General features: G+C 38.9%; 24 protein-coding genes. 16 read left to right on the top strand and 8 right to left on the bottom strand.

The features are described 5' to 3' along the window. The first annotated feature begins 99 nt into the window (after positions 1-99). The gene (locus tag PS1M3_RS07050; protein WP_010557477.1) at positions 100-1431 is read left to right on the top strand and encodes a dicarboxylate/amino acid:cation symporter; all 1332 of its coding nucleotides are present in this window, start codon (positions 100-102) and stop codon (positions 1429-1431) included. Positions 1432-1507: 76 nt separating this feature from the next. Here PS1M3_RS07050 and sohB read toward each other — a convergent pair whose 3' ends face one another. Further along, positions 1508-2524 (bottom strand): protease SohB, encoded by a 1017-nt coding sequence (gene sohB, locus PS1M3_RS07045; RefSeq protein WP_203986964.1) that lies wholly within the window; start codon positions 2522-2524, stop codon positions 1508-1510. Positions 2525-2626: 102 nt separating this feature from the next. Next, entirely contained in the window at positions 2627-5056 is a 2430-nt protein-coding gene (locus tag PS1M3_RS07040) for a VolA/Pla-1 family phospholipase (RefSeq protein ID WP_010557479.1), read from the bottom strand. Positions 5057-5262: 206 nt separating this feature from the next. On the opposite strand from PS1M3_RS07040, the gene PS1M3_RS07035 reads away from it, so the two are divergent. Beyond that, positions 5263-6009: a YciK family oxidoreductase gene (locus tag PS1M3_RS07035; protein ID WP_006792162.1), complete on the top strand. Its 747-nt coding sequence runs from the start codon at positions 5263-5265 to the stop codon at positions 6007-6009. A 72-nt stretch (positions 6010-6081) separates the two neighbouring features. Here PS1M3_RS07035 and rluB read toward each other — a convergent pair whose 3' ends face one another. The 4 genes from rluB to PS1M3_RS07015 form a co-directional block, all read right to left on the bottom strand. Then, complete coding sequence (gene rluB, locus PS1M3_RS07030) at positions 6082-6951, bottom strand: 23S rRNA pseudouridine(2605) synthase RluB (protein WP_006792163.1); 870 nt, start codon at positions 6949-6951, stop codon at positions 6082-6084. Further along, positions 6948-7538, bottom strand: coding sequence for an SMC-Scp complex subunit ScpB (gene scpB / locus PS1M3_RS07025; RefSeq protein WP_058428988.1), 591 nt, complete (start codon positions 7536-7538; stop codon positions 6948-6950). Before scpB ends, rluB begins: the two co-directional genes overlap by 4 nt. Before the next feature lie 148 nt (positions 7539-7686). Further along, positions 7687-8208 carry an EF-hand domain-containing protein gene (locus PS1M3_RS07020; RefSeq protein WP_203986962.1) on the bottom strand — a complete coding sequence of 174 codons (522 nt, stop codon included), beginning with the start codon at positions 8206-8208 and terminating at the stop codon, positions 7687-7689. A 218-nt stretch (positions 8209-8426) separates the two neighbouring features. Continuing rightward, on the bottom strand, positions 8427-8858 hold the full coding sequence (locus tag PS1M3_RS07015; protein ID WP_008131524.1) for a hypothetical protein: 432 nt from the start codon (positions 8856-8858) through the stop codon (positions 8427-8429). 240 nt (positions 8859-9098) lie between these two features. On the opposite strand from PS1M3_RS07015, the gene xthA reads away from it, so the two are divergent. From xthA to rlmA, 3 genes are read left to right on the top strand one after another with little or no spacing between them, the layout of a single operon-like run. Next, positions 9099-9905: an exodeoxyribonuclease III gene (gene xthA / locus PS1M3_RS07010; RefSeq protein ID WP_203986959.1), complete on the top strand. Its 807-nt coding sequence runs from the start codon at positions 9099-9101 to the stop codon at positions 9903-9905. Positions 9906-9910: 5 nt separating this feature from the next. After that, positions 9911-10558, top strand: a complete 648-nt coding sequence (locus PS1M3_RS07005; RefSeq protein WP_039036863.1) for an energy-coupling factor ABC transporter permease — start codon at positions 9911-9913, stop codon at positions 10556-10558. After that, positions 10555-11352, top strand: a complete 798-nt coding sequence (gene rlmA, locus PS1M3_RS07000) for a 23S rRNA (guanine(745)-N(1))-methyltransferase (RefSeq protein WP_203986956.1) — start codon at positions 10555-10557, stop codon at positions 11350-11352. The genes PS1M3_RS07005 and rlmA overlap by 4 nt, the downstream gene beginning before the upstream one ends. Before the next feature lie 16 nt (positions 11353-11368). Here rlmA and yfbV read toward each other — a convergent pair whose 3' ends face one another. Beyond that, positions 11369-11815: a terminus macrodomain insulation protein YfbV gene (gene yfbV / locus PS1M3_RS06995; RefSeq protein ID WP_203987285.1), complete on the bottom strand. Its 447-nt coding sequence runs from the start codon at positions 11813-11815 to the stop codon at positions 11369-11371. Positions 11816-12097: 282 nt separating this feature from the next. On the opposite strand from yfbV, the gene PS1M3_RS06990 reads away from it, so the two are divergent. The 7 genes from PS1M3_RS06990 (at position 12098) to PS1M3_RS06960 (ending at position 18739) form a co-directional block, all read left to right on the top strand. Continuing rightward, positions 12098-13312, top strand: coding sequence for an acetate kinase (locus tag PS1M3_RS06990; protein WP_203986953.1), 1215 nt, complete (start codon positions 12098-12100; stop codon positions 13310-13312). 1 nt (position 13313) lies between these two features. Further along, complete coding sequence (pta, locus tag PS1M3_RS06985) at positions 13314-15467, top strand: phosphate acetyltransferase (RefSeq protein ID WP_006792172.1); 2154 nt, start codon at positions 13314-13316, stop codon at positions 15465-15467. A 223-nt stretch (positions 15468-15690) separates the two neighbouring features. Further along, positions 15691-16077 carry an ACT domain-containing protein gene (locus PS1M3_RS06980; protein ID WP_138741132.1) on the top strand — a complete coding sequence of 129 codons (387 nt, stop codon included), beginning with the start codon at positions 15691-15693 and terminating at the stop codon, positions 16075-16077. A 3-nt stretch (positions 16078-16080) separates the two neighbouring features. After that, the gene (locus PS1M3_RS06975) at positions 16081-16578 is read left to right on the top strand and encodes a PTS glucose transporter subunit IIA (protein ID WP_008131509.1); all 498 of its coding nucleotides are present in this window, start codon (positions 16081-16083) and stop codon (positions 16576-16578) included. 3 nt (positions 16579-16581) lie between these two features. Beyond that, the gene (locus tag PS1M3_RS06970; protein ID WP_203986951.1) at positions 16582-16926 is read left to right on the top strand and encodes an ArsC family reductase; all 345 of its coding nucleotides are present in this window, start codon (positions 16582-16584) and stop codon (positions 16924-16926) included. Then, entirely contained in the window at positions 16926-18053 is a 1128-nt protein-coding gene (gene dapE / locus PS1M3_RS06965; RefSeq protein WP_371816607.1) for a succinyl-diaminopimelate desuccinylase, read from the top strand. The genes PS1M3_RS06970 and dapE overlap by 1 nt, the downstream gene beginning before the upstream one ends. Next, on the top strand, positions 18053-18739 hold the full coding sequence (locus PS1M3_RS06960; protein ID WP_203986948.1) for a M15 family metallopeptidase: 687 nt from the start codon (positions 18053-18055) through the stop codon (positions 18737-18739). Before dapE ends, PS1M3_RS06960 begins: the two co-directional genes overlap by 1 nt. 8 nt (positions 18740-18747) lie before the next feature. Here PS1M3_RS06960 and PS1M3_RS06955 read toward each other — a convergent pair whose 3' ends face one another. After that, positions 18748-19617, bottom strand: coding sequence for a DMT family transporter (locus PS1M3_RS06955; protein WP_203986946.1), 870 nt, complete (start codon positions 19615-19617; stop codon positions 18748-18750). A gap of 309 nt (positions 19618-19926) precedes the next feature. Here PS1M3_RS06955 and PS1M3_RS06950 point away from each other — a divergent pair, with 309 nt between their 5' ends. Genes PS1M3_RS06950 through PS1M3_RS06935 form a run of 4 tightly spaced genes read left to right on the top strand, consistent with a single transcriptional unit; the run spans position 19927 to position 22836 of the window. Further along, positions 19927-21291: a COG3014 family protein gene (locus tag PS1M3_RS06950; protein WP_203986944.1), complete on the top strand. Its 1365-nt coding sequence runs from the start codon at positions 19927-19929 to the stop codon at positions 21289-21291. 8 nt (positions 21292-21299) lie between these two features. After that, complete coding sequence (locus tag PS1M3_RS06945; protein ID WP_008131494.1) at positions 21300-21725, top strand: YcfL family protein; 426 nt, start codon at positions 21300-21302, stop codon at positions 21723-21725. Between the two features lie 11 nt (positions 21726-21736). Beyond that, positions 21737-22351: a penicillin-binding protein activator LpoB gene (gene lpoB, locus PS1M3_RS06940; protein ID WP_203986942.1), complete on the top strand. Its 615-nt coding sequence runs from the start codon at positions 21737-21739 to the stop codon at positions 22349-22351. A gap of 17 nt (positions 22352-22368) precedes the next feature. Next, positions 22369-22836, top strand: a complete 468-nt coding sequence (locus PS1M3_RS06935; protein WP_138741136.1) for a glycine zipper 2TM domain-containing protein — start codon at positions 22369-22371, stop codon at positions 22834-22836. The last annotated feature ends 11 nt before the right edge of the window (positions 22837-22847 follow it).

The following is a 22847-nucleotide window of genomic DNA, read 5'->3' as shown; positions in this document are numbered from 1 at the left end:
TTTTGTACAAAAATATTTCGTGTAAATACTAATTTTTTCTGTAGTAAATAATTTCTTACTGGTAGTCTATGGCAAATTTATAAAAAGTAGATTCGGTGTATGTCAAAAATCGGTACGTTAAGTTTAACTACTCGCATCATGATTGGTATGGTGCTCGGTGTTACAGTTGGTTTTATATTTCAAGCAATCTTAGCTGGTCAAGACGATTATCTAATCCCTCTTGGGTTATTCTCTTTGCCAATTAAAGCATTTTTTGTTGACGGTATTTTTCATGTGGGTGGGCAAATTTTTATTGCTAGCCTAAAAATGCTCGTTGTCCCTCTTGTTTTTGTGTCGTTGGTATGTGGAACCTGCAGCTTAAGCGACCCAAAAAAATTAGGCCGTTTAGGTGGTAAATCAATTGGGCTGTATTTAATTACAACAGCGATAGCCATAACCGTGGCTATGACTCTTGCCTTATTATTTAACCCTGGTGAAGGCATTGGCTTGCCATCTCAAGCAAGTTACGATGCAAAAGAAGCCCCAACCCTTGCGCGCGTTATTATTGATATGTTTCCAACTAATCCTTTTGAAGCGATGGCAAAAGGTAACATGTTGCAAGTGATTGTGTTTGCATTGTTATTTGGTATTGCTATGGCTTTAAGTGGCTCAGCAGGTAAACGTGTTGCAGCAGTTTTTGAAGATTTGAACACCGTTATCTTAAAGTTAGTAACGTTACTCATGAACATTGCCCCTTACGGTGTGTTCTTTTTAATGGCCAAACTATTTACTACCATTGAACTTAATTTGATTGTAAGTTTAGCTAAATACTTTGGTGTTGTTGTATTAGCGCTATTGTTTCATGCCTTTGTAAACTACACCTTATTATTAAAACTCCTTACCGGCTTAAACCCTGCTACTTTCTTAGCAAAAATGAAACACACGTGTTTATTTGCCTTTAGTACATCAAGCTCTAGTGCAACCATGCCAATAACACTTGAAACAGCAACTAAAAAGTTAGGTGCCAGTAATTCTGTAGCTTCGTTTACTATTCCGTTAGGTGCAACCATTAATATGGACGGCACTGCAATCATGCAGGGTGTGGCTACGGTATTTATTGCACAAGTTTTTGCCGTTGATTTAACGGTGTCTGATTACTTAATGGTAATTTTAACAGCCACACTTGCGTCCGTCGGTACGGCAGGTGTACCTGGGGTTGGTTTAATAATGCTTGCGATGGTGCTTAATCAAGTGGGCTTGCCGGTAGAGGGCATTGCCATAATTATTGGTGTAGATAGACTGTTAGATATGACTCGCACCGCTGTCAATGTTACAGGCGATTGTATGGTTACCTGTGCAGTTGCTAAAAGCGAAGGTGAGTTAGATGAAACTATATTTAACGACCCTAATGCCGCAAAGGATTTAGAAGATTACCATAAGTCAATTGACTAATTGCCATGCATTTTATGGTGTGAAAAACCCTGATAATTATCAGGGTTTTTTATGCTTAACATTCTTGTACGAACATCTACGGGTTTAGCGATTTAAACTTAGATATTAAGTTTACCCCTATTTTATTTACGCCACTACTTAGCCCAAGCGCAAATTTATCGCTTAGTCCTTTTTTTACTTTGTACTTAACCTTATAAATTTGACGTTCGTATTGCTGTTCAAGTAATGCATCATCACTTGTTTTAATAACGTCAACTAGGCCTTTGTCTATTGCTTGTGTTGCAAACCAATGCTCACCCGTTGCAACTTGGTCTATATCTAAACTCGGACGCTGTGAACTAACAAAGGTTTTAAATAAATCATGCGTTTGTTCTATTTCATCACGAAACTTTTCACGTGCTTTGTCTGTGTTCTCACCAAAAAGAGTTAAAGTTCGTTTAAACTCACCTGCAGTAATTTGTTCAAACTCAACATCATTTTTTTTCAAAATTTTATTAAAATTTGGAATTTGCGCTATTACGCCAATAGACCCAACTATAGCAAAAGGCGCTGCTAGTATTTCATCAGCAACACAAGCCATCATGTAACCACCACTTGCTGCTACTTTATCAATAGACACACTCAGCGGTATTCCTGCCGATTTAATGCGTTGCAATTGCGATGCAGCAAGCCCATAACCATGTACTACCCCGCCGCCACTTTCCAAGCGAATGAGGACTTTATCTTTTTTAGGATCTGCAATTGAAATGATTGCCGTAATTTCTTCTCTTAAACTTTCAACTTCATTTGCATCCATGCTGCCAATAAAATCAACAACATAAAGGCGAGGTTTTAAGCCTTCTTTATCTGACTTTTTGTCGAGCGCTTTTCGCTCTTTATCGTGCGCTTTAAGTTCTTTTTTACTTAATGTATTTTGTAAAAAATCCTCTTTAAGCTCACTCAACTGAGCCGACACATCATCAATTTGTATTTCACCCTTTTTTGCTTTTGGCTTCACAGCAGCGCCAACAAGCATCATTAAAATAACTCCTATCGCAATAACAAAGGTAACTGTTTTGGCGAAAAACAAACCGTACTCGTATAAAAATTCCAACTGGTTTCTCCGATTTTAAATTTACGCTAATTTATCATGCTTTTAAGCAAAAAAAAGCCACTTTAAAGTGGCTTTGTACTAGATATATTTTAGAGTGTATATTTAATCAGTAACAACATCACTGTTTGTTACTAATAACATACGACCGCGCGTTGCTAAATAAACAGCAACTTGCATTTGCATTTCAGCATTTGCAGCAGCACTCCCCTCTACAGTAGAAGACTGAGCAGCATCTTGAGCAGGTGTTAAAATAGAACCATGATGACCCTTAGAAAATTTAACTAAGTAGCTAGCCGGTGCTTCTGTCATTGCTTGCGTTGTACTTACCGTTTCTAATCCCATAAAGTTAGCAAGTGGAATTGTACCAGAAATAGGATTGTTAGCTGCCATTGGTGGAATAACTTGATCTGGCTTGTTTTCACCGCCGTCGCCCACTACAACATTCGTATAAACAGGTGTACCTAACGCTTGTACCGCCGCTGCGTAATTAGTTGGATCGCCACTGTCTAATGCTGTTTGAGAAGCAAACGCAAACTGCGTAAACACGCCTTGGATATTAGTAAGCTTAGCTGTTTCGCCTGCCGTTGTTATAGAAGTAATATACTCGTTATAACCACACGTTAAATATGCTTCCATATCTGGCAACTCAGCACCACAGTTAGAAACAGCATCACCTTGCAAGAAGGCATTAAATTCATCAGCTTCAGTCGTACCAGCTTGAGAAAGTACAGAGCCTTGAATAAACGGACCAAATGCTGCTGATTCTAATAAGAAGCTAGCTATACCACCGCCGCCACTTGCCAGAGCCACTGTATTTACATTAAATAATGGGTCAACAGTAGGCGCTAATGGATTATTAGCCTGTGCAATAAATGCAGGAGCAACAATAGAACCCAATGAATGCCCTATGTATGTTACATCTTGGCTGTTAATAGTTGCATCTTGTAAAAAGTTTAAGCCTAAACGTAAACCTAATAAATCAGCTGCTGATTGGCGTAAGCTATCACGTGCAACTAATAAAGAGCTTAAATTCATGTAGCTAAGTACTGAACCGGTCGTTGCATTAAAGTCATCGTTGCCGTCACCGTCTACATCAACACCACGTTCACCATGACGAGGGTGGTCTATTGCAACCGTTGCAAAACCTTGAATTGAAAGTTGAGCCGTTAGTGCAAGCATACTCTCTTTATTAGTTGTAATACCGTGCTGCATCATAACAACAGGCCAACCGCCTTCAGGCATCTCAATTGCTGGCAACTGTAACTGTGCACGTACACCGTTAATGATTGGTAAAATTGGTTTTGTCACCTGTACTGGTACGTTAGCCATACTTTGTACTTTAGGGATTGAGTTATATTTTGTTAAATGACGTGTGCTATCGATACCTAGGTCACGTAACTGTCCACCACTAAGCGCTGAACATAACCCATCATTTTCACTAATAGGATCAGTTGGGAATGCATCACCTGCAACCGCTTTGTAACCTTGAAGTGCTACAGCGTTATCACACATACCTTGCCAGTATGTATCGTTTAAATCGCTAATATCTGTGCCAGTTGGCGTACCAAGATACATAGGTAACATAATGCTACCTTTTTGGTATTGAACGCCTGAAAACGCAGCAGATACTGTTACACCCTGAGATGCAAACACTTGTTGCACATTGACCATAGGTTGTTCAGGTACTTGCAATGCTGGAGTAGGCAAAGCATCGTTTTGTAAACTTGCAGCCAATAAGTTTTTAATTGTGCCAAGTACTGGACCCGCTGACTGAATCGTCATAGCGCCAGAAAAAATAATATCTTCCTTTGAAATATCACCAGAGCTCACAACTACGTTCTCGTAACTATTAACTGCACCTTGTAATGCAAGTTGAGAATCAGTAATTAATGGCGCTTCTTGCTTAACTAAGCCATAAGTAGATGACGGCGCAATAGAACGCCCCATAGAATCTTTAAGGCCTGTGGTTAATACATTGATGTACGAACTACCTGCTTTAAAAGGCTTTAGAGGAATAATAGCGACGGCATTTCCTGAAGCTTGAGTAACAAAGTCAACACCGAATGTTAATTCGCCAACAAGCTTACAAGCTGCACCAGCTGGAGCAACAGAACACTCTGCATCTGTCAGACTTGCGCCCATTATTACTTCAAAAATTCTTACGCTACCAGGTGTTCCAGCTGACGCTTCGTCAAGTGAAACATTTGGTGGAAATGTCAAATCAACTTTATAAGGAACTTGAGACGACCAGCCGTCCAGTGCGCCTAATGCTAACTGAGGATCAGCATATGCAGCACGCGGGATAGATACATTGTCGTCATCTAATTCACCTGGAATATTTAAAGTACCATCTTGGGTACCGCTCATTAATAAATCATTGGGAACAGAAATTACACCGTTAGCAGGGTCAAAGCTAACCGTGGCCATAGGTACAACTGTAGCGGTTTCATTCTTAACATCTTCTAACGTTTCTCCGCCGCCACAACCTGCTAAAGCAGCAGTGACCGAGAGTGAAAGTAGCATTTTCTTCATATTGGTGACTCCGAACATATTTTATTTTTATAGTGTGTTTAATCAGTGTATCAAGTTAAAACAATGTAATCAGATTATTAATGAGACATTAGACCAGTTAAACTTAACGTAAAGTTTCTTTTTTCGCCACCTAATTTTTCAATAAATTCGATTACTTGTCGAATTGCTATGTTAAAATCAGAAAAAATCTATCAATTGGTACTTTTATGCACACTTATCAAGCAGCTGAAAATGCATTAAACGATAAAGTTATTTTAATCACTGGCGCAGGCGATGGTATTGGCCGGGTAGCAGCTATTACTTATGCAAAGCATGGTGCGACTGTTATTTTATTAGGTAAAACAACAAATAAACTTGAATGCGTATACGATGAAATTGTGAATGCAGGTTACCCAAAACCTGCGATTGTGCCAATGGATTTAAAAGGCGCAACAAAACAAAATTATCGTGATCTTGCTGCAACTATTGAGAATCAGTTTGGTCGTTTAGACGGACTTTTAAATAATGCTGGCATATTAGGCTCTCTAGGGCCACTAGAACATTTTTGTTCATCTACGTTTGAGAACATCATGAAAGTTAACGTGACAGCTCAAGCAATGATCACCAAAGCATTATTCCCCGTGATGCGTAAATCAGACAATGCTTCTATTGTTTTCACTTCATCTGGTGTTGGTCGTAAAGGCCGTGAGTTTTGGGGACCCTATGCCATCTCTAAGTTTGCAGTTGAAGGTATGATGCAAACGTGGGCTTGTGAAGTAGGTAAAACCAACATTCGCGTAAACTGTATTAATCCAGGTGCTACACGCACATCTATGCGCGCATCGGCATACCCTGGTGAAGATAGGGATAAGTTGGCAACACCTGAAAGCATTATGCCGACCTATTTATATTTAATGAGTGATGATTCAATTGCAGTCAATGGCGAGTCATTAGACGCACAAATAAAAAAGTAACAGCTGTTTACTTTTATTAACCTCAATAAAAAAGCCGCAAATAATGCGGCTTTTATACAAAACGTCAAAATATCACTTACGCTTAGTCGACTTAACACGTTGGTTGTGCTTTTTAACCGCTTTACGAATTTGATTAATTTTAGCGCGTTTATCTTTGCGTTTTTCAGGCATAACTGAAAGTTTAGTTTGCGTTTCACGACCTAACTTAACCGTTTTACGCAAGTAGTTAACGGTTTCTAAGTCGTATTCAACCCAACCACCTTGTGGCACACGCTTATCTAGCTCTAGCTTACCGTAACGAATACGGATAAGACGCGACACTTCAACGTCTTGAGATTGCCATAAACGACGAACTTCGCGGTTGCGCCCTTCGTTTAATGTCACATTAAACCAGCGGTTAATCCCTTCACCACCTAGCGGTTTTATATTTGTGAATTTTGCTGGACCATCTTCAAGCTCAACACCACGCATCAGGTTTTTAAGTGTCTCGTTTGTTACTTCACCAAACACACGCGAAGAATATTCACGCTCTACTTCATAACTTGGGTGCATTAAACGATTGGCTAATTCACCATCGTTGGTAAACAACATTAAGCCTGACGTATTCACATCCAGTCGCCCTACAGCTATCCAACGATCGCCATCAATACGAGGAAGTCTGTCAAATACAGTACGACGACCTTCAGGGTCTTTACGTGTACTCAACTCTCCCTCGGGTTTGTTGTACATAATTACACGGCAAATTCTGTCAGCTTTTTCTTCAATTTTTACGGTATGACCGTCAACACGAATTAAATCGGTTTCTTCAACGCGGTCACCGAGTTTAGCTACTTTGCCATTAACACTAACACGGTTAGCGTCAATGTATTTTTCCATTTCACGACGCGAGCCTACACCAGCTCTGGCTAAGACTTTTTGTAACTTTTCACCTTGTATATTCATTCGGATGGTTCTCTCACAGAAGGATCACTTAATAACTGGTTTATTTTACTTTCTTGTTGCGCAGGTAACGCAGGTAAGTTTTCTAAACCCGTTAATGAAAAATAATCTAAAAATTGTTTAGTAGTGGCGTATAAAGCGGGCTTACCCGGTACTTCTTTGTGCCCTACCACTTTCACCCACTCTCTTTCGAGTAAGGTTTTAATTATATTCGAACCCGTTGTTACACCTCTTACTTGCTCTATTTCACCACGCGTAATGGGTTGACGATAAGCAATAAGTGATAATGTTTCCAATAAAGCACGTGAGTATTTAGGAGCTCGTTCTTGCCATAGGTTACTCAACCAAGGGCTCAAACTACTACACGCCTGAAATCGATAACCACTACCAACTTCAACAAGGCGAATACCACGGGTTTGAAAGTGTGTTTGTATTGTTTCTATAGCATCGTTTACACGTGACATAGAAATTGCAATATCCACTAAAACAGTGTCTTTAATATGGCGTTTACTTATGGGTTTGTCTGCAACAAAAATCGCAGCCTCAATGATTTCAACCAACTGCTCATCACTAATTCGCCGCCCAGCCATATACACTCTTAATAAATAAAAATACACAGCCATCTATTATGACAGAACAACCACTAACTAGGAAAATATATCTGGCAATTATCTAAAATTAGCCATAAAAAAAGCCAGTTAAAATAACTGGCTTTGATTTTTATGTTCTGAATTTTAATTAGCTGTGTTTAATTGACTCTAACGCTTCGTCTTCAGCTACAGATTTACCATATTTATTTATGTAGCTCATAAACTCATTTTTACTAATTCGCTTGTCTTCGTTTTTGTCCATATAACCAAAGTGATTTGAAATATCGTCGTCATTGCCTTCAACAACTGATATGAAACCATTACTATCGTTATCTAAACTGGCAAAACTACTTTCAATTTTGTCAAATTTTGCAATTTCAGCTTTAAAGGCTGATTCACTTACATCACTATCGGTTGCAACCTTGCCAGTGTTTAACTGCATGTAAGCATTAAATTCTTTACGACTAATTTCTTCATCCATATTGGTGTCGATATTTGAAAAGTGACCCCAAATATTATCGTCGTCAGCTTCAACTTTTGAAATAAAACCATCACTGTCGTTGTCTAGGCTTGCAAAGTCGCTGTCTATTTTATCAAGACCTTGATTAGATGCGCAGGCTGCTAAACTTAATGTTGCTAGAATAGTTGTTGCTAATGTTAACTTTTTCATAAGACGTGTCCTTCGTTGTTAATAAATGTCACAACAACTAATACAAGTCTGGTGCCAAAATAAAATAAATATAAATTTCAACACCTTATAATGCACCCGTATATTTTTCACTCTATTTTCAATACATTAGCCTTGAAACCTTTTCAACCAACCTTGTAAATTTTGCAAAAAAAAGCCCAGCTATAAAAGCTGGGCTCTCATTAATTTTGTTGTGCTAATTAAATTGCAGCGTTTTGATAACGCTTAACAAAGTCAGTAACTTTCTGACCGTTACATTTAAGCGAGTTTAAGTTACCTATTTTTTGGCGTACTGGCGCTAAACCTTGCTTTAATGCAGTCATACATAATTGAGTTTCTTGTTGAGCGTCTTTAGCAAACACTTCTACTTTGTTTTCAGTTATGTTGTTTGTTGAATCTTTCTTTGCAATATCACGAATATCTTGGCCGTTACACATGATGCTTTGTGAGAAGCGTGATAAGTATACATTGTGCTTAGCTGCTAATTTACGTGCCGCAGAAAAACCTTCGTTTGCGCTTAATACACACAGCTTAGACTCAATTGAGCTGTCTTGGCTAAAGTAAGTGTTACTTTGAGCTGAAACAGAAGAAGATGCTAATAATGTTGCCGCTAAAAATAATTGTGCTTTCATGAGAGATCCTATGTGAACGAGTTTGCCAATGAATTTGCGCGCATTATATAGCCAATTTTAAGCAGATCAATTGAATTTTTTATTTATTTTATAAATTAATACAACATTAACAATGTTTAAACTTTCACCACCATTTGATCAACATTTGCGCAGCTATTTTGTCATTTCAGACATGTTATGTAAGCTAAATTACTGATACAATTTGCTATCAAAATGAGAACAAATTTAAAGGTAAATCGAATGAAAGTGATTTCTTTCAATATCAATGGTCTGCGTGCTCGTCTTCACCAATTACAAGCTGTTATTGATAAACATCAACCAGACGTAATTGGCTTGCAAGAGATTAAAGTTCATGATGAAGCGTTTCCATTAGACGATGTTCAAAAAATGGGGTACCACGTCTACTTTCACGGTCAAAAAGCACATTACGGCGTAGCTATGTTATGCAAAAAAGAGCCAAAATCGGTCTTAAAAGGGTTTGCTACCGACACAGAAGAGTCGCAAAAGCGCATGATCAGTGTCACTATTGAACAAGATAACGGCCGCGACATTACCGTTATGAATGGTTATTTCCCGCAAGGCGATAACATCAATCACGAAACTAAATTCCCCTATAAACGTCAATTTTATAAAGATTTGATGACACATCTAGATACAAACCTCACTCCCGATCAGGATGTAGTTGTTATGGGCGACATAAATATATCACCTACAGATTTAGACATAGGTATTGGTGAGGTCAACGCTAAACGCTGGCTAAAAACAGGTAAGTGCTCTTTCCAGCCAGAGGAGCGTCAATGGCTATCAACACTTTTAGATTGGGGATTTAAAGATACCTTCAGAGAACTCTATCCTGATGTTAACGATCAATACTCATGGTTTGATTACCGCTCTAAAGGCTTTTTAGATAATCGCGGTCTGCGAATTGATGTTGTACTTGCAACTCAATCACTTGCTGAGCGTTGTATTGATTCAGGAATTGACTATGAGCTGCGCGCAATTGAAAAACCATCAGATCATGCGCCAATTTGGTCAACGTTCAAGTAGCTATAATGTTAAACACTGAAATACAAGGGCTGATGTGGGTCCTTGTACTTGCTATTGCGATTTTTAGTTTCGACAAAAACACCTATAAATCGCTTTATAAAACGTCTGCTAGGCAAACAGGTGTATTAGCCTGTGCGCTTGTATTTGCACTACTGTGGCGTATTAAAGCCGGTATTTTAACTGGCCTTGACCTGCACATACTTGGTATTACTGCAGCCACCTTAATATTGGGCTGGCGGCTAGCCATTTTGAGTAGCCTACTGGCAAGTGCTTTATTGTTTTCATTTGGGCAGGTTAGTTTTAACCTTTTACCTGTACAAATACTTATTGGCGCTTTTATTCCCATATTACTGAGTTATTTAAGTTTTGTTGTGTGCTATCACTATTTACCGAAGCATTTTTTTGTTTATATATTTGTTTGTGCCTTCATAACAGCTGGGTTTATAGCGTGCATAAAAATATCTTTAGGTGCCCTCTTTTATTTCTCTTTAGGTCAGTATAATTGGCAAGAACTTGCCGACAATTACGTTTATTTAAGTGCTATAATTTGGTTTCCAGAAGCCATGTTGAACGGAATGGCCATCACCATTTTAATTACATACCGTCCCCACTGGGTTAAAACTTTTTACGACAAGGATTACCTAGACTCATGAGTCTTGAATATCAATGCCCTTTATGTAGCAAATCGCTAACAAAAACTCAAAATACACTGCGCTGTGAAAGCAACCACAGTTTTGATTTTGCCAAAGAAGGCTACGTTAACTTACTGCCTGTTCAAAACAAAAACTCTAAACAACCTGGTGACTCGCTTGAAATGGTGCAAGCAAGACGCACATTTTTAGAGCAGGGTTATTATGCTTTCTTACAACAAGCACTGAGCGATATAATAAGCACTATAAAAGGTAATAATATTATTGATTTAGGGTGCGGTGAAGGGTTTTACACCCACGCTATTGCTAATAATACTCAGGCGCAAGTTTATGGTGTAGATATTTCAAAGTCAGCTATAAAATACGCCGCTAAACGTTACCCCAACTGCAGCTTTAGCGTTGCTTCAATCAGTCAAGCCCCTTTTAAAGAAGGGTTTGCTGATATTCTTATAAGTGTATTTGCACCTTTATTTACTAAAGAGCTTGAAAGACTCGCTAAACCTAATGCTACGCTTGTCGTGGCCAGCCCTGGGCCATGGCATTTAAAAGAGTTAAAAGCTTATATTTACCAATCAGTAAGCGAGCATACGAAAGTAGATGCGCCTGAAGGTTTTACAGAAACTCACCTAGATTTGATCACTCAACAGGTAACACTGAGTATTAACGATGTTAGAAACCTGATAATGATGACACCGTTTGCGTGGAAATTTAGGCCTGAACACTGGGAAACACTAGAAGAGAAAGGTGAACACCATGTCACCTTGTCGTTTTATATAACGCAATTTCAAAAAGCGTGATTGTTGAAAGCGTTTATTAAAACTGCTCTTTAGTGAACGCTTTATCCATTTTTTCAAACATATCTTTAAGTAAAGTTGCAAGCTCCAAATACCGGGGCTTTTTTTCGCTTAACTCAGCCTGATAACCATTAGCAACCATTTTTGTATACAGCTCTTTGTACCAACTTAGCATGGCTGGGTCTAATGGGGTTTGTGCTCGTTTACCCAACCACAATAAACCTTGTAGAGGTAAAGATAAGAAAAACAATGCACTGGCAATCGCTTGTGGTAAAAAATCAGGGCCAAGGTAGTTGAGTTGAAAAAATAATGTCAACATAGCAAGAATCGGCATAACAGTAATGGCAAGTTCTGTTGCTCTAATTACCCTAAACTCACTAAACAATGGAGCTAACTCTTTTCGCATTGGCCATTGTTTTGCGTACTGTCTACCAATTTGAACTTGTGACATCACACTTTTTTGCATCATGACTCCTCACAATTACTAAATTCAATATATAAATTAGCTCGTATTTTACAAAGTGTAACACAAATACGGCGGGTTTCACTTAATCAGTAAAAGTGCTTAATTATGCTGTTAAATTGTGCAAAATACTAAACTAAATACATCAAATAGTTTAAAATATAAAACTTATTCATGGGTCTAACGACCTTGTTTATAATATCTTTAGCCTTTTAATTAAGACCTGAGTGTAACAGTAAATAATTAATGTTCACTTACTAAACTTTATTTATGGAAATTATATCTATGCCAACACCCGCTCCTAAGTCACAACATGTTTTAGTATTAAACTGTGGTAGCTCAAGTTTAAAGTTTGCCATTATTGATGCAAACACCGGCCATGAAATTATATCGGGCTTAGCAGAGCGACTAGGTGCAGCAACTCCGTCGGTAAAGTATAAATACAAAGGTGATAAAACACTTATTGATTTAGCACCAGAGCAAGCTCACGCTGAGGCTATTAATACGCTAGTAACGTTAATAAAAGATCATAAGCTAGATGAACAGCTAATTGCTGTTGGTCATCGTGTTGTTCACGGTGGCGAGCACTTTACCAAATCAGTATTAATTAATGATCAAGTTATTGAAAGCATAACCCAGGCTGCAACACTTGCACCGCTTCATGGTCATGCCAACTTGCTGGGTATATCTTCAGCGCAAGACTCGTTTAAAGGCTTACCTCAAATTGCCGTATTCGATACGGCTTTTCACCAAACTATGGATAAGGTCGCATACCTTTATGCGCTACCTTACAATTTATATACCGAGTTTGGTGTTAGACGTTATGGCTTTCATGGTACGAGCCATTTTTATGTTGCCGGGCAAACAGCAAAACTACTTAACCAACCTATTGAAAAAAGTAATTTTATTAGTGCTCATTTGGGGAATGGCTGTTCTGTATGTGCGATTAAAAATGGTCAGAGTGTCGATACAAGTATGGGCCTTACGCCACTTGAAGGGTTAGTAATGGGTACTCGCAGTGGCGATATTGATCCAGGTTTATTTAACTTTTTAACGACACAACTTGATTATAGTGCGCAACAAATAGATGACTTACTCAATCAAAAAAGTGGTTTGTTAGGCATTAGTGAACTTTCTAACGATTGTCGTACTATTGAAGAAGCTGCTACAGCGGGAAATCAACAAGCAACATTAGCACTCGATATGTTTTGCTATCGTTTATCTAAGCAAATTGCATCGTACATGGTGCCTTTACAGCGTCTTGATGCGCTTATTTTCACCGGCGGTATTGGAGAAAATTCAGATATCATTCGTAAAAAAGTGATCACTCAACTTGGATTTTTAGGTATGGAATGTGACACGCAAGCAAACCTAGATGCACGTTTTGGTCAACAAGGTGTAATTAGCACTGAGCAATCTCGTATCAAAACTGTCGTCATGCCAACGAATGAAGAATGGGTTATCGCCCTCGACTCTGCAAATATTGTTAAGGAGCTATAATATGGCACACCGTATTATGTTGATACCGATTTCTACGGGAGTTGGTTTAACATCTGTTTCCGTCGGGCTTGTGCGTGCGCTTGAGCAAAAGGCGGTAAAAGTTAATTTCTTTAAACCTATTGCTCAACCGCGCTCTGGCGAAACCGGTCCAGAAAAATCGACACAAATAATAAAGCAAGGCTCCCCTATTGACCCACCAACACCGTTTGCATTGGATTACGCAGAGCAAATGATTGGTGATGCAAAGGGCGACGACTTATTAGAAGAAATTGTTGAGCGCTTTGAAAGTAAAATTAACGACGATGAAGTTGCCATTATTGAAGGCATGGTTCCGACTCGTAAACAACCTTATGCAGGGCGCGTTAACCGTGAAATAGCGCAAACACTCGGTGCCGATATTGTATTTGTATTAACGCCTGGTAACGATAATATTACCCAGCTGGAAGATCGTCTTGAGATTGCTGCTGGTAATTACGGTGGTATTGACCACCCGCGTGTATTAGGCTGTATTTTTAATAAAGTAAATGCCCCTCTAGATGAAGAAGGCAGAGCACGCGCCGATTTAGTCGACTCCTACAAACCTGATGAAGTAGATAACGAACTAAACCGCTTAGCATCACTGCCAATTTTTAGAAAAAACCCATTTATGTTACTTGGTGCAATACCATGGGATTTTGATTTAGTCGCACCACGTGTGAAAGACTTAAGTGCGTATTTAAAAGCCACAATTATTAACGAAGGTGACATGCTGCATCGACGCCTGCGTCGTATCACATTTTGTGCACGTACAGTGTCTAATATTTTAAACCACTTTACACCTGGTGCATTATTAGTTACTCCTGGCGATCGTTCTGATATTTTAGTAGCTGCGTGTTTATCGGCAATGAATGGTACTAAAATTGGGGCAATATTACTCACCGGTGGTTTTATGCCAGAACAGCGTATTATGGCGCTGTGCGAACAAGCAATGCAAACGGGACTACCAATTTTAGCAACAGAGGCCGATACATGGCGAACATCGTTGTTACTTCATAACTTTAATATGGAAGTGCCAAGCGATGATGACCAGCGTATAGAAAAAGTGAAAAGCCACAATGCTGAATATATTGACTCAGATTGGCTGAACTCACTGGCAAAAAATGTGGGGAAAACACGTAAACTCTCGCCACCAGCTTTCAGATACTTACTTACAGATAAAGCTCGTAAAGCAGGCAAAACGGTTGTTTTACCTGAAGGCAACGAACCTAGAACTATTAAAGCAGCTGCTATCTGTGGGCAACGCGGTATAGCAAAAACCATTTTATTAGGTGATCGCGAAGAAATAATGCGTATTGCTGAGCAACAAGGTATAGAGCTCAACGAAAATGTAAGTATTGTAGAACCAAGCAGCATCATTAATGATTATGTCGAGCCTATGGTCGAAATCCGAAAAAGCAAAGGTCTCACCGCTGTTGTAGCGCAAGAACAATTACTTGATAACGTAGTACTGGGTACTATGATGCTTGAACAAGGCAAAGTTGACGGACTTGTTTCAGGAGCAGTTAACACAACCGCCAATACAATTAGACCGCCATTACAACTCATCAAAACGGCCCCGGGCTCATCGCTTGTATCGTCGGTATTTTTTATGTTGCTGCCTGATCAGGTACTCGTTTACGGAGACTGTGCAATTAACCCAGATCCAAATGCTGAGCAACTTGCTGATATTGCGATTCAGTCAGCTGACTCAGCTGCAGCTTTTGGTATAGAGCCTCGTGTTGCCATGATCAGCTACAGTACAGGTACTTCTGGTACAGGAGCCGACGTTGAAAAAGTGCGAGAGGCAACCAAAATAGCTCAACAAAAACGTCCCGATTTGATTATTGATGGTCCCCTTCAGTACGATGCAGCAATTATGGAAAACGTTGCGCTTAAAAAAGCACCAAATAGCCCCGTAGCGGGTAAAGCAACGGTGTTTATTTTCCCTGATTTAAATACCGGTAATACAACCTATAAAGCCGTGCAAAGAAGCGCAGACCTCATCAGTATTGGTCCAATGCTTCAAGGTATGCGTAAACCAGTCAACGATTTAAGCCGTGGTGCATTAGTTGATGACATTGTATACACAATCGCACTTACCGCTATTCAAGCAGCGCAAGTCGAAGCACTTAATTAAAGGCTTTAATTAACATGTGCTTTTTATAGCCTAGCTAATTTCTAATTATAAATTAGTTAGTTAGGCTATTTATACCTCTCAACCCCCATAGTTATCCACAGAAATTGTGGGTAAGTATAAGTAGCTCATATTTTGCAGCTTAGTTACGGTGAGTTACCGCTTTAATTTATCTTTAATAATCTATACTATTAATAAATCGTCTTTGCTGTACCGCAGGTTTTTAATGTCAAAACAAACATTACAATTACACAGCACTATTTTGTCTATACATAGTTTAGATATTGATGCTGATATCCCTGCTGCTTTGTTAAAACTTCCGTTGTTTTTTATCTCAAAGACCCATGACGAACTATCAATTGTATGCCCCAGTAGTTTTGAATTACACAGCCTGGATACAGAATCTGATTGGCAAGCATTAGAAGTTATTGGCCCTTTAGGGTTTTCGTTAACAGGAATTATGGCTAATATTTCTGGCGTGTTAGCTAAAGCACAAATATCTATCTTTTCTATTTCAACTTACGATACTGACTACATACTTGTAAAAAATCAAACAGCGGCCCAGGCAATCACAGCACTAAAAAAAGATGGCTATAATGTGGTGACAAACTAATTTATGAAAGCACAACCAATAGAGCTTATTGCACAAAATAAAATCCCCCGTGATGCTATTAATATCACCAGTCCTTTTACGGGAAAGGTAGTAGAATTAAGTAATCACCCAGAGCCTTTGTTCAGTTTTGGTACACTTGGCCCCGGTGTTATGGTGCAAGCAACCAGTCATAAAATTTTAGCCCCCTTTGATGGGGTTTTACTGCAGGTTAAAAACGCAGGAACTGAATTTATTTTGCAGGCTAAAAATGGTTTAAAAATACTCATTAATTTAACCTTACCTGCCTCTGCAGCAATTACGCATACCCATATAGCACAGTTAAATGGCAGCCAAGTACTCAAAGGTCAACGACTTGCTTATTTTGACCTAAGAGAATTAGACTCCCCTATGCTAGGAAGTTTAATATTACTTAATGGTCACAACCTGGGCACATTTCATTATTCACACCTGCATGTAAAAGCAGCTGAAGACACCTTATTAACTATTATTAAAAAGAAGTAACTTATGATCACTCTTTACGGAATTAGTAACTGCGACACAATTAAAAAAGCTAAAAAATACCTTACAGATAATAATATTGAGTTTACCTTTCACGATTACCGCAAAGAGGGTGTTAATGAACAAATGGTCGCTGAATTTGCTGATAAATTAGATTGGGAACAATTAGTCAATAAACGTGGAACTACATACAGAGCTCTAAGTGACGAGCAAAAACAAAATTTGACTAAGCAAAATGCTATTCAATTATTAGTTCAGCAGCCCGCTATGATAAAGCGACCAGTATTAGCTAACGGTACTGACTTTTATTTAGGCTTTAAGGTCGCGCAATACGATGAGATTTTTAAATAATGAATGAAGTAATTGCACTTGCACAAGCCTTGATACAGCGTGAATCTGTCACCCCAGAAGATGCCGGCTGTCAACAAATGATGAACGAACGTCTTGAAGCGATCGGCTTTAATATAGAGTCACTATTTTTTACTGATACATTAAATACTTGGGCGCGTAAAGGCGACCAGTCGCCGCATTTTTGTTTCGCAGGACACACAGATGTAGTGCCTACGGGTCCGGCAAAAAACTGGCAGCACCCACCTTTTTCAGGGCTGGTAGAAAATGGTTTATTGCATGGTCGAGGAGCTGCCGACATGAAAGGCTCGCTTGCTGCCATGATTGTAGCTACTGAGCGTTTTGTAACTAAATACCCGAACCACAAAGGATCAATTTCTTTTTTGATCACTTCTGATGAAGAAGGACCATTTATAAATGGAACCACCCGAGTTATTGATACACTAGAATCTCGCGGTGAAAAAATTGATATGTGTTTGGTTGGCGAACCTTCATCTCGGGATGTCTTAGGTGATGTAGTTAAGAATGGCCGACGCGGCTCGCTTACCGGATTCGTAAAAGTTAAAGGTATTCAAGGACATGTTGCCTACCCTCACCTGGCTCAAAACCCTATTCATCTAGCCACTGAAGCATTAACAGAGCTTAGCCAAACCCAGTGGGATAAAGGTAATGATTTTTTTCCGGCAACCAGCTTTCAAATATCAAATATTAACGGCGGCACAGGTGCAGGTAATGTGATCCCTGGTGAGCTAGATGTGCAATTTAATTTTAGATTTAGCACCGAAGTTACACATCAACAATTACAACAGCGTGTAATCGACATTTTACAAAAACACAACTTGAACTACGAATTAAACTGGATTGTAAATGGTCTCCCATTTATTACAGAACATGGCCCACTTGTTGACGCAACCGTTAATGCTATTGAGTCTGTGACAGGATTAGCAACCAATTTAGAAACCACGGGGGGAACCTCTGATGGTCGCTTCATTGCTCAAACCGGTGCTAAAGTCATTGAGCTTGGGCCTCGTAATGCCACCATTCACAAAGTGGATGAGTGCGTAAGTACAGATGACTTAATTAAACTCACCGACATTTACGAGCAAATACTTGAGCAATTGTTAACCTAATGACTGATTTACAAGTACCCACGATAGCGTGTGTCACAGGGCAAAGTGATACACATTTAACTAAAATACAAAGCCATCGTTTGCATAGCGCTATCACTACTGATTTTATAGCGCTACAAAATGCAGCTAAACAAGCTGGGTTTGACTTAACTATTGCATCAAGCTTTAGGGATTTTGAACGTCAGGCGCTAATTTGGAATAACAAATTTTCAGGACAAAGGCCTGTTTATAATTCACAACAAAAGGTTGTTGATTTAACGAACTTAAATGACATTGATAAGTGTATTGCAATTATGCGTTATTCAGCTTTACCTGGGGCAAGTAGGCACCATTTTGGTACCGATTTGGATGTATATGACAAAGCCAGTGTTAGTGACGATTATCAACTGCAGTTATCTCCTCATGAATATGAGAAAAACGGTCCCTTTTCACCATTGAGTGAATGGCTCAGTATTCACCTTGAGAAATTTGGTTTTTATCGGCCTTATCGCGAAGATTTAAACGGGGTAGCTCCTGAACTTTGGCATATTAGTCACATTAAGCAATCACAATTGCTTAGTATTCAACTCACTGAAAGTGCTTTACGAAAATGCATTGAAAACAGTGAACTACTTGGTAAAAGTGCCGTATTGGCGCACTTACCTTCACTTTATAAGCGCTTTGTGACCAACGTTAGTCCACCGTAAAAGAAGGACTACTCCTTCTTTTTATTTAAAATAAATATGAGTACCGCTGTTAAAATAACTGAGCTGGCGATAACAAATTCAACTGTTAACTGTTCTTGTAAAAAAATAACGCCTGCAAACGCTGCAACTACCGGCACACACAATTGCACAACCGCAGCCTGCGTGCTTTTAAGTAATGGCATTGCAACGTACCAAATACTATAGCCAATGCCAGAGGCTAAAGCGCCAGAAGCGCTCGCGAGTAAAATGCCTTGTATGGTAAGTGCGTTAAAGTAGCTCATACTAACAAGTAATAAGATGGGGAGCGCTACTAAACTTCTAATAAAATTAAACCCTGTCGTTCGCAATGGCGATACACATACTTTGCCACGTATACTGTAAATACCCCAAGCAACACCGCTTATGGCCATCAATCCCGCTCCTATTAGCGAGGGCACCGCCGCTGAGGGCAGCATCAAATAAGCAAACCCCGTAACAGCAATCAAAAAAGCAGCCCACTGCACGGCGCTTAATTGTTCTTTTTTATATATACCCCAACCAATCATCGTAAGTTGCACGGCTGAAAATAAAATCAGAGCGCCTGTTCCGGTATCTAACTCAACGTAGGCCACCGAAAAACTAAGTGCATAAACAAGTAAACTAATGCTACTTCGCCAACTCCCTGTATCACTTAAAATAGCATCATTAAATGACCCATTACGTTTTAGATTATAAGTATAAACGCTCATAATAATACCTAAACATGCAGCACCGCTTAATAAACGAATGATGGTAAAGTTATAGGGATCTATATACCCCTCAGCTAATGCCATTCGGCAAAATAAAGAATTGGCGGCAAATGCTATTAAAGCAATAAATGTATATATAGCTGCTTTCAAAATAATCCTTTTTAACCTAAATCTGGTTGTTAAATAATCTGTTTTTATGGGTGAGTAGTTAAATAACTTAAACTGCTATAAAAGTAAGTTATTTATACAGCATAAGGCAAAGTGTGCAAAAACTTTCAACTTAATAAGACCTTAACTTTTCGCTGTCTATTTCACACATTACTAAATTCACGCCTTATTCACATAGAACATGCATATTTACCTTAACGATGATATGGCTCTACGTTTTTTTACAATGTTTCACACTCTTGTTTAAAGTGAGTGTGTTAACCTGCTTAAGTAGATTAAAAGGAGTGCTGTGTGCGCAGAAGTATAATTTTAAGCGTTTGTTTTATTTTAAGTGGTTGTAGCTCTATAGGGTTTAACGACCTGTTTAACGATTACGCCACACAAATGACGCCAGTGCGAAATGCTATTGAAAATAATAACCCACAACAAGCTAAATCGTTAATTGCAGACAATAGCACTATACACAGTAGTTACTTGCTTAACCAACTTGAGCAAGCGCGTATCAACGACCTTACTAATTCAGCTGATAACGCTCAAAGCAAATTCGAAAACGTATATGCTCAAATGCAAACGAAACGCCAAGCTGCAAAGATTCAACTAAGTGCCGGGCTTGAACAAAGTAATGCATTATTTACGAATGACTCGGCAATTACCTATGTACCACCTGCTTACGAGATGAGCATGCTTCATAGTTATAAAGCGCTTAACTACGTGTATAAAAATGATGTTGAAGGCGCATTAGTAGAAGTTCGGCGAGCTAATAAAGTACAAGCCGATGCGCTTAGCGAGAATGAAGCAGAAATAGATTCAGAAAAAAATGAAGCGCAGCAGCATTATCCAAGTATGAATAATGTGACAAGAGATGTTAAAAACGGCTTTCAAAACGCATACACTTTTTACTTATCGGCTTTGCTTTACCAAAGTGCAAAACAGTTTGACGACGCCTACATAGACTACAAAAAAGCGTTAGCTATTCAACCAAATAATAAATATTTACAGCAAGATGTAATTCGCCTAGCTAAAAAACAAGGGTTTCATCAAGAATTTGACGAATACACACAACGTTTTGGCGAACTTAGCACTTTAAAGCCTAACCATGGTGAGGTAATCGTATTACTTGAGCAAGGTTTCGTGCCCAAACAAACTGAATTTAAATTAAGACTACCGATTGATACAAGTAGAGGTGATGTTCGTTTTTATAGCCTTGCTATGCCCGTATATAAAGACAGTGCTTACATTAGCCCTATACAAAATGTGAATATTGCTGGACAAAAAGTAGCATTAGCGCCATTAGTTTATTTAGAAGCCCTAGCCGCTAAAACTCTTGAACAAGAAATACCAGGCAAAATTACACGCCAAGTATTACGGCTCATAACTAAAGAAAAAGTTCGCGCTGAGCTTGCGCGCAGCGCAGGAGATGTAGGCAACATTTTAGCCAATATATATAATTTAGCGTCAGAGCAAGCCGACACCCGAAGCTGGCTTACATTACCAAATCAAATTGCTGTAGCGCGTCAAAGTCTGACAGCAGGTGAACATATATTAAATATAGGCAATCAACCGCCTATTAGTTTTACCGTTAGTAAGCAAGGGTTAACTTTAATTTACCTAACCTCTATTAATAACTATTTTAACTACCATGTAGTTCAACTCTAGGAGACACCATGAAATACATAGTGCCAATGTGTGCCGTTTTATTGCTAAGTGCTTGTGCAACACAGCCTGACACATCAGGTATAGCGGTTGAACAAAATAAAGGAAATTTTAATGATCAACTTAGAGTGGATAACCCTGATTTAGGTGAAAAACTCGCCATTACCGACGTTAAAACGCGTCAAACAAATCAGTTAACGGATGTGGTGGTTACCCTATCTAGCCAATATAAAAAGTCACAATATTTACAGTATCAATTTAAATGGTTTGATAAAGATGGTTTTTTGATTAAAGGAAATCATTCACCGTGGCAGCCATTAACTTTATTTGGTTTTGCTAATACACAATTACCAGGTTTAGCGCCTAGCTCTGATGCTGTTACATTTTCACTAGCAGTTAGAAAAGTATCAACTGAATCTCAAGAATTTAAAGATTAAAGGAAACTATTATGAACACGACATTTAAAACAGCATCCACCTACGCATTAGTCGGGCTCAGCACATTGATCTTAAGCGGCTGTGCTAACAAAGCCGTAGTTAGCTATGGTGACGCTCAAGCAGTTGAAACAACAGATATAAATTTTGGTTCTACCGATTTACAAAAAGTCGCGAGCCAAATGACCGACTCACTACTAAGCTCGCCAGTAGTGGGAACCATGACTCAAAATAACCGTCCTGTTGTGTTTGTGGAACGTATTAAAAACAAAACCAGTGAGCATATTGATACAGAATCAATCACTGATTCTATCTCTACGCAAATGCTACGCAGCGGTAAGTTTCGCTTTGTAGACATGACACGTGTAGAAGCTGTACGTGAACAGCTAACCTTTCAAAACGAAGATGCATTAGTGAACCCAGCAACAGCGGTTGCATTTGGACAACAAATTGGTGCTCAGTACATGTTGTATGGCAACTTATCAAGTATTGTTAAAACAAATGCAGATAAATCAGACGTATATTATAAATTCACAATGCGTTTAATGGATATGAAAAGCGGACTTATTGAATGGGCGGACGAAACTGAAATTCGCAAAACCAAAGAAAAATCAACCTTTGGCTGGTAAGCCGATAGGAGTAAGTTATGAAAGCAATTGCTGTAATTATGTGCGCTTTACTTACATTAAGTGCACCCACTTTTGCCAAATACGAGCGAAATAAAGCCGTAGCAGTTCAAAAAGTGTTGTTTGGTGACATTAAATCAGTACGAAACATCAGCGAGCAAGAACTAATACAAGACAAAAAGAACGGCTGGAAAACGTTTGGTGGCGCACTTATTGGTGGTGTTATTGGTAATCAATTTGGTGGTGGCAGCGGTCGTGCTATAGCCACAATTTTAGGCTCAGTTATCGGTGGTAGTGTTGCTAACAATAGTCAGCAAGGTAGCTATTACAAACAAACTCAGTTAGTTGAATTACTAATTCAGGTAGAAAATGGCGACCAATTTATGGTAGTTCAAGACCTAGACCAAGGTATGCGATTTCACAAAGGCGATAATGTGAGGTTAGTTTATTTAGGCGATAATACCGTAAGAGTAGATAAAGCATATTAATAACACGCCTT

Source organism: Pseudoalteromonas sp. PS1M3 (genome assembly GCF_016865405.1).
In the GTDB taxonomy this organism is placed as follows: domain Bacteria; phylum Pseudomonadota; class Gammaproteobacteria; order Enterobacterales; family Alteromonadaceae; genus Pseudoalteromonas; species Pseudoalteromonas marina.
Note: the sequence above shows the minus strand (reverse complement) of the source record. Positions and strands in the feature narration are given on the sequence as shown.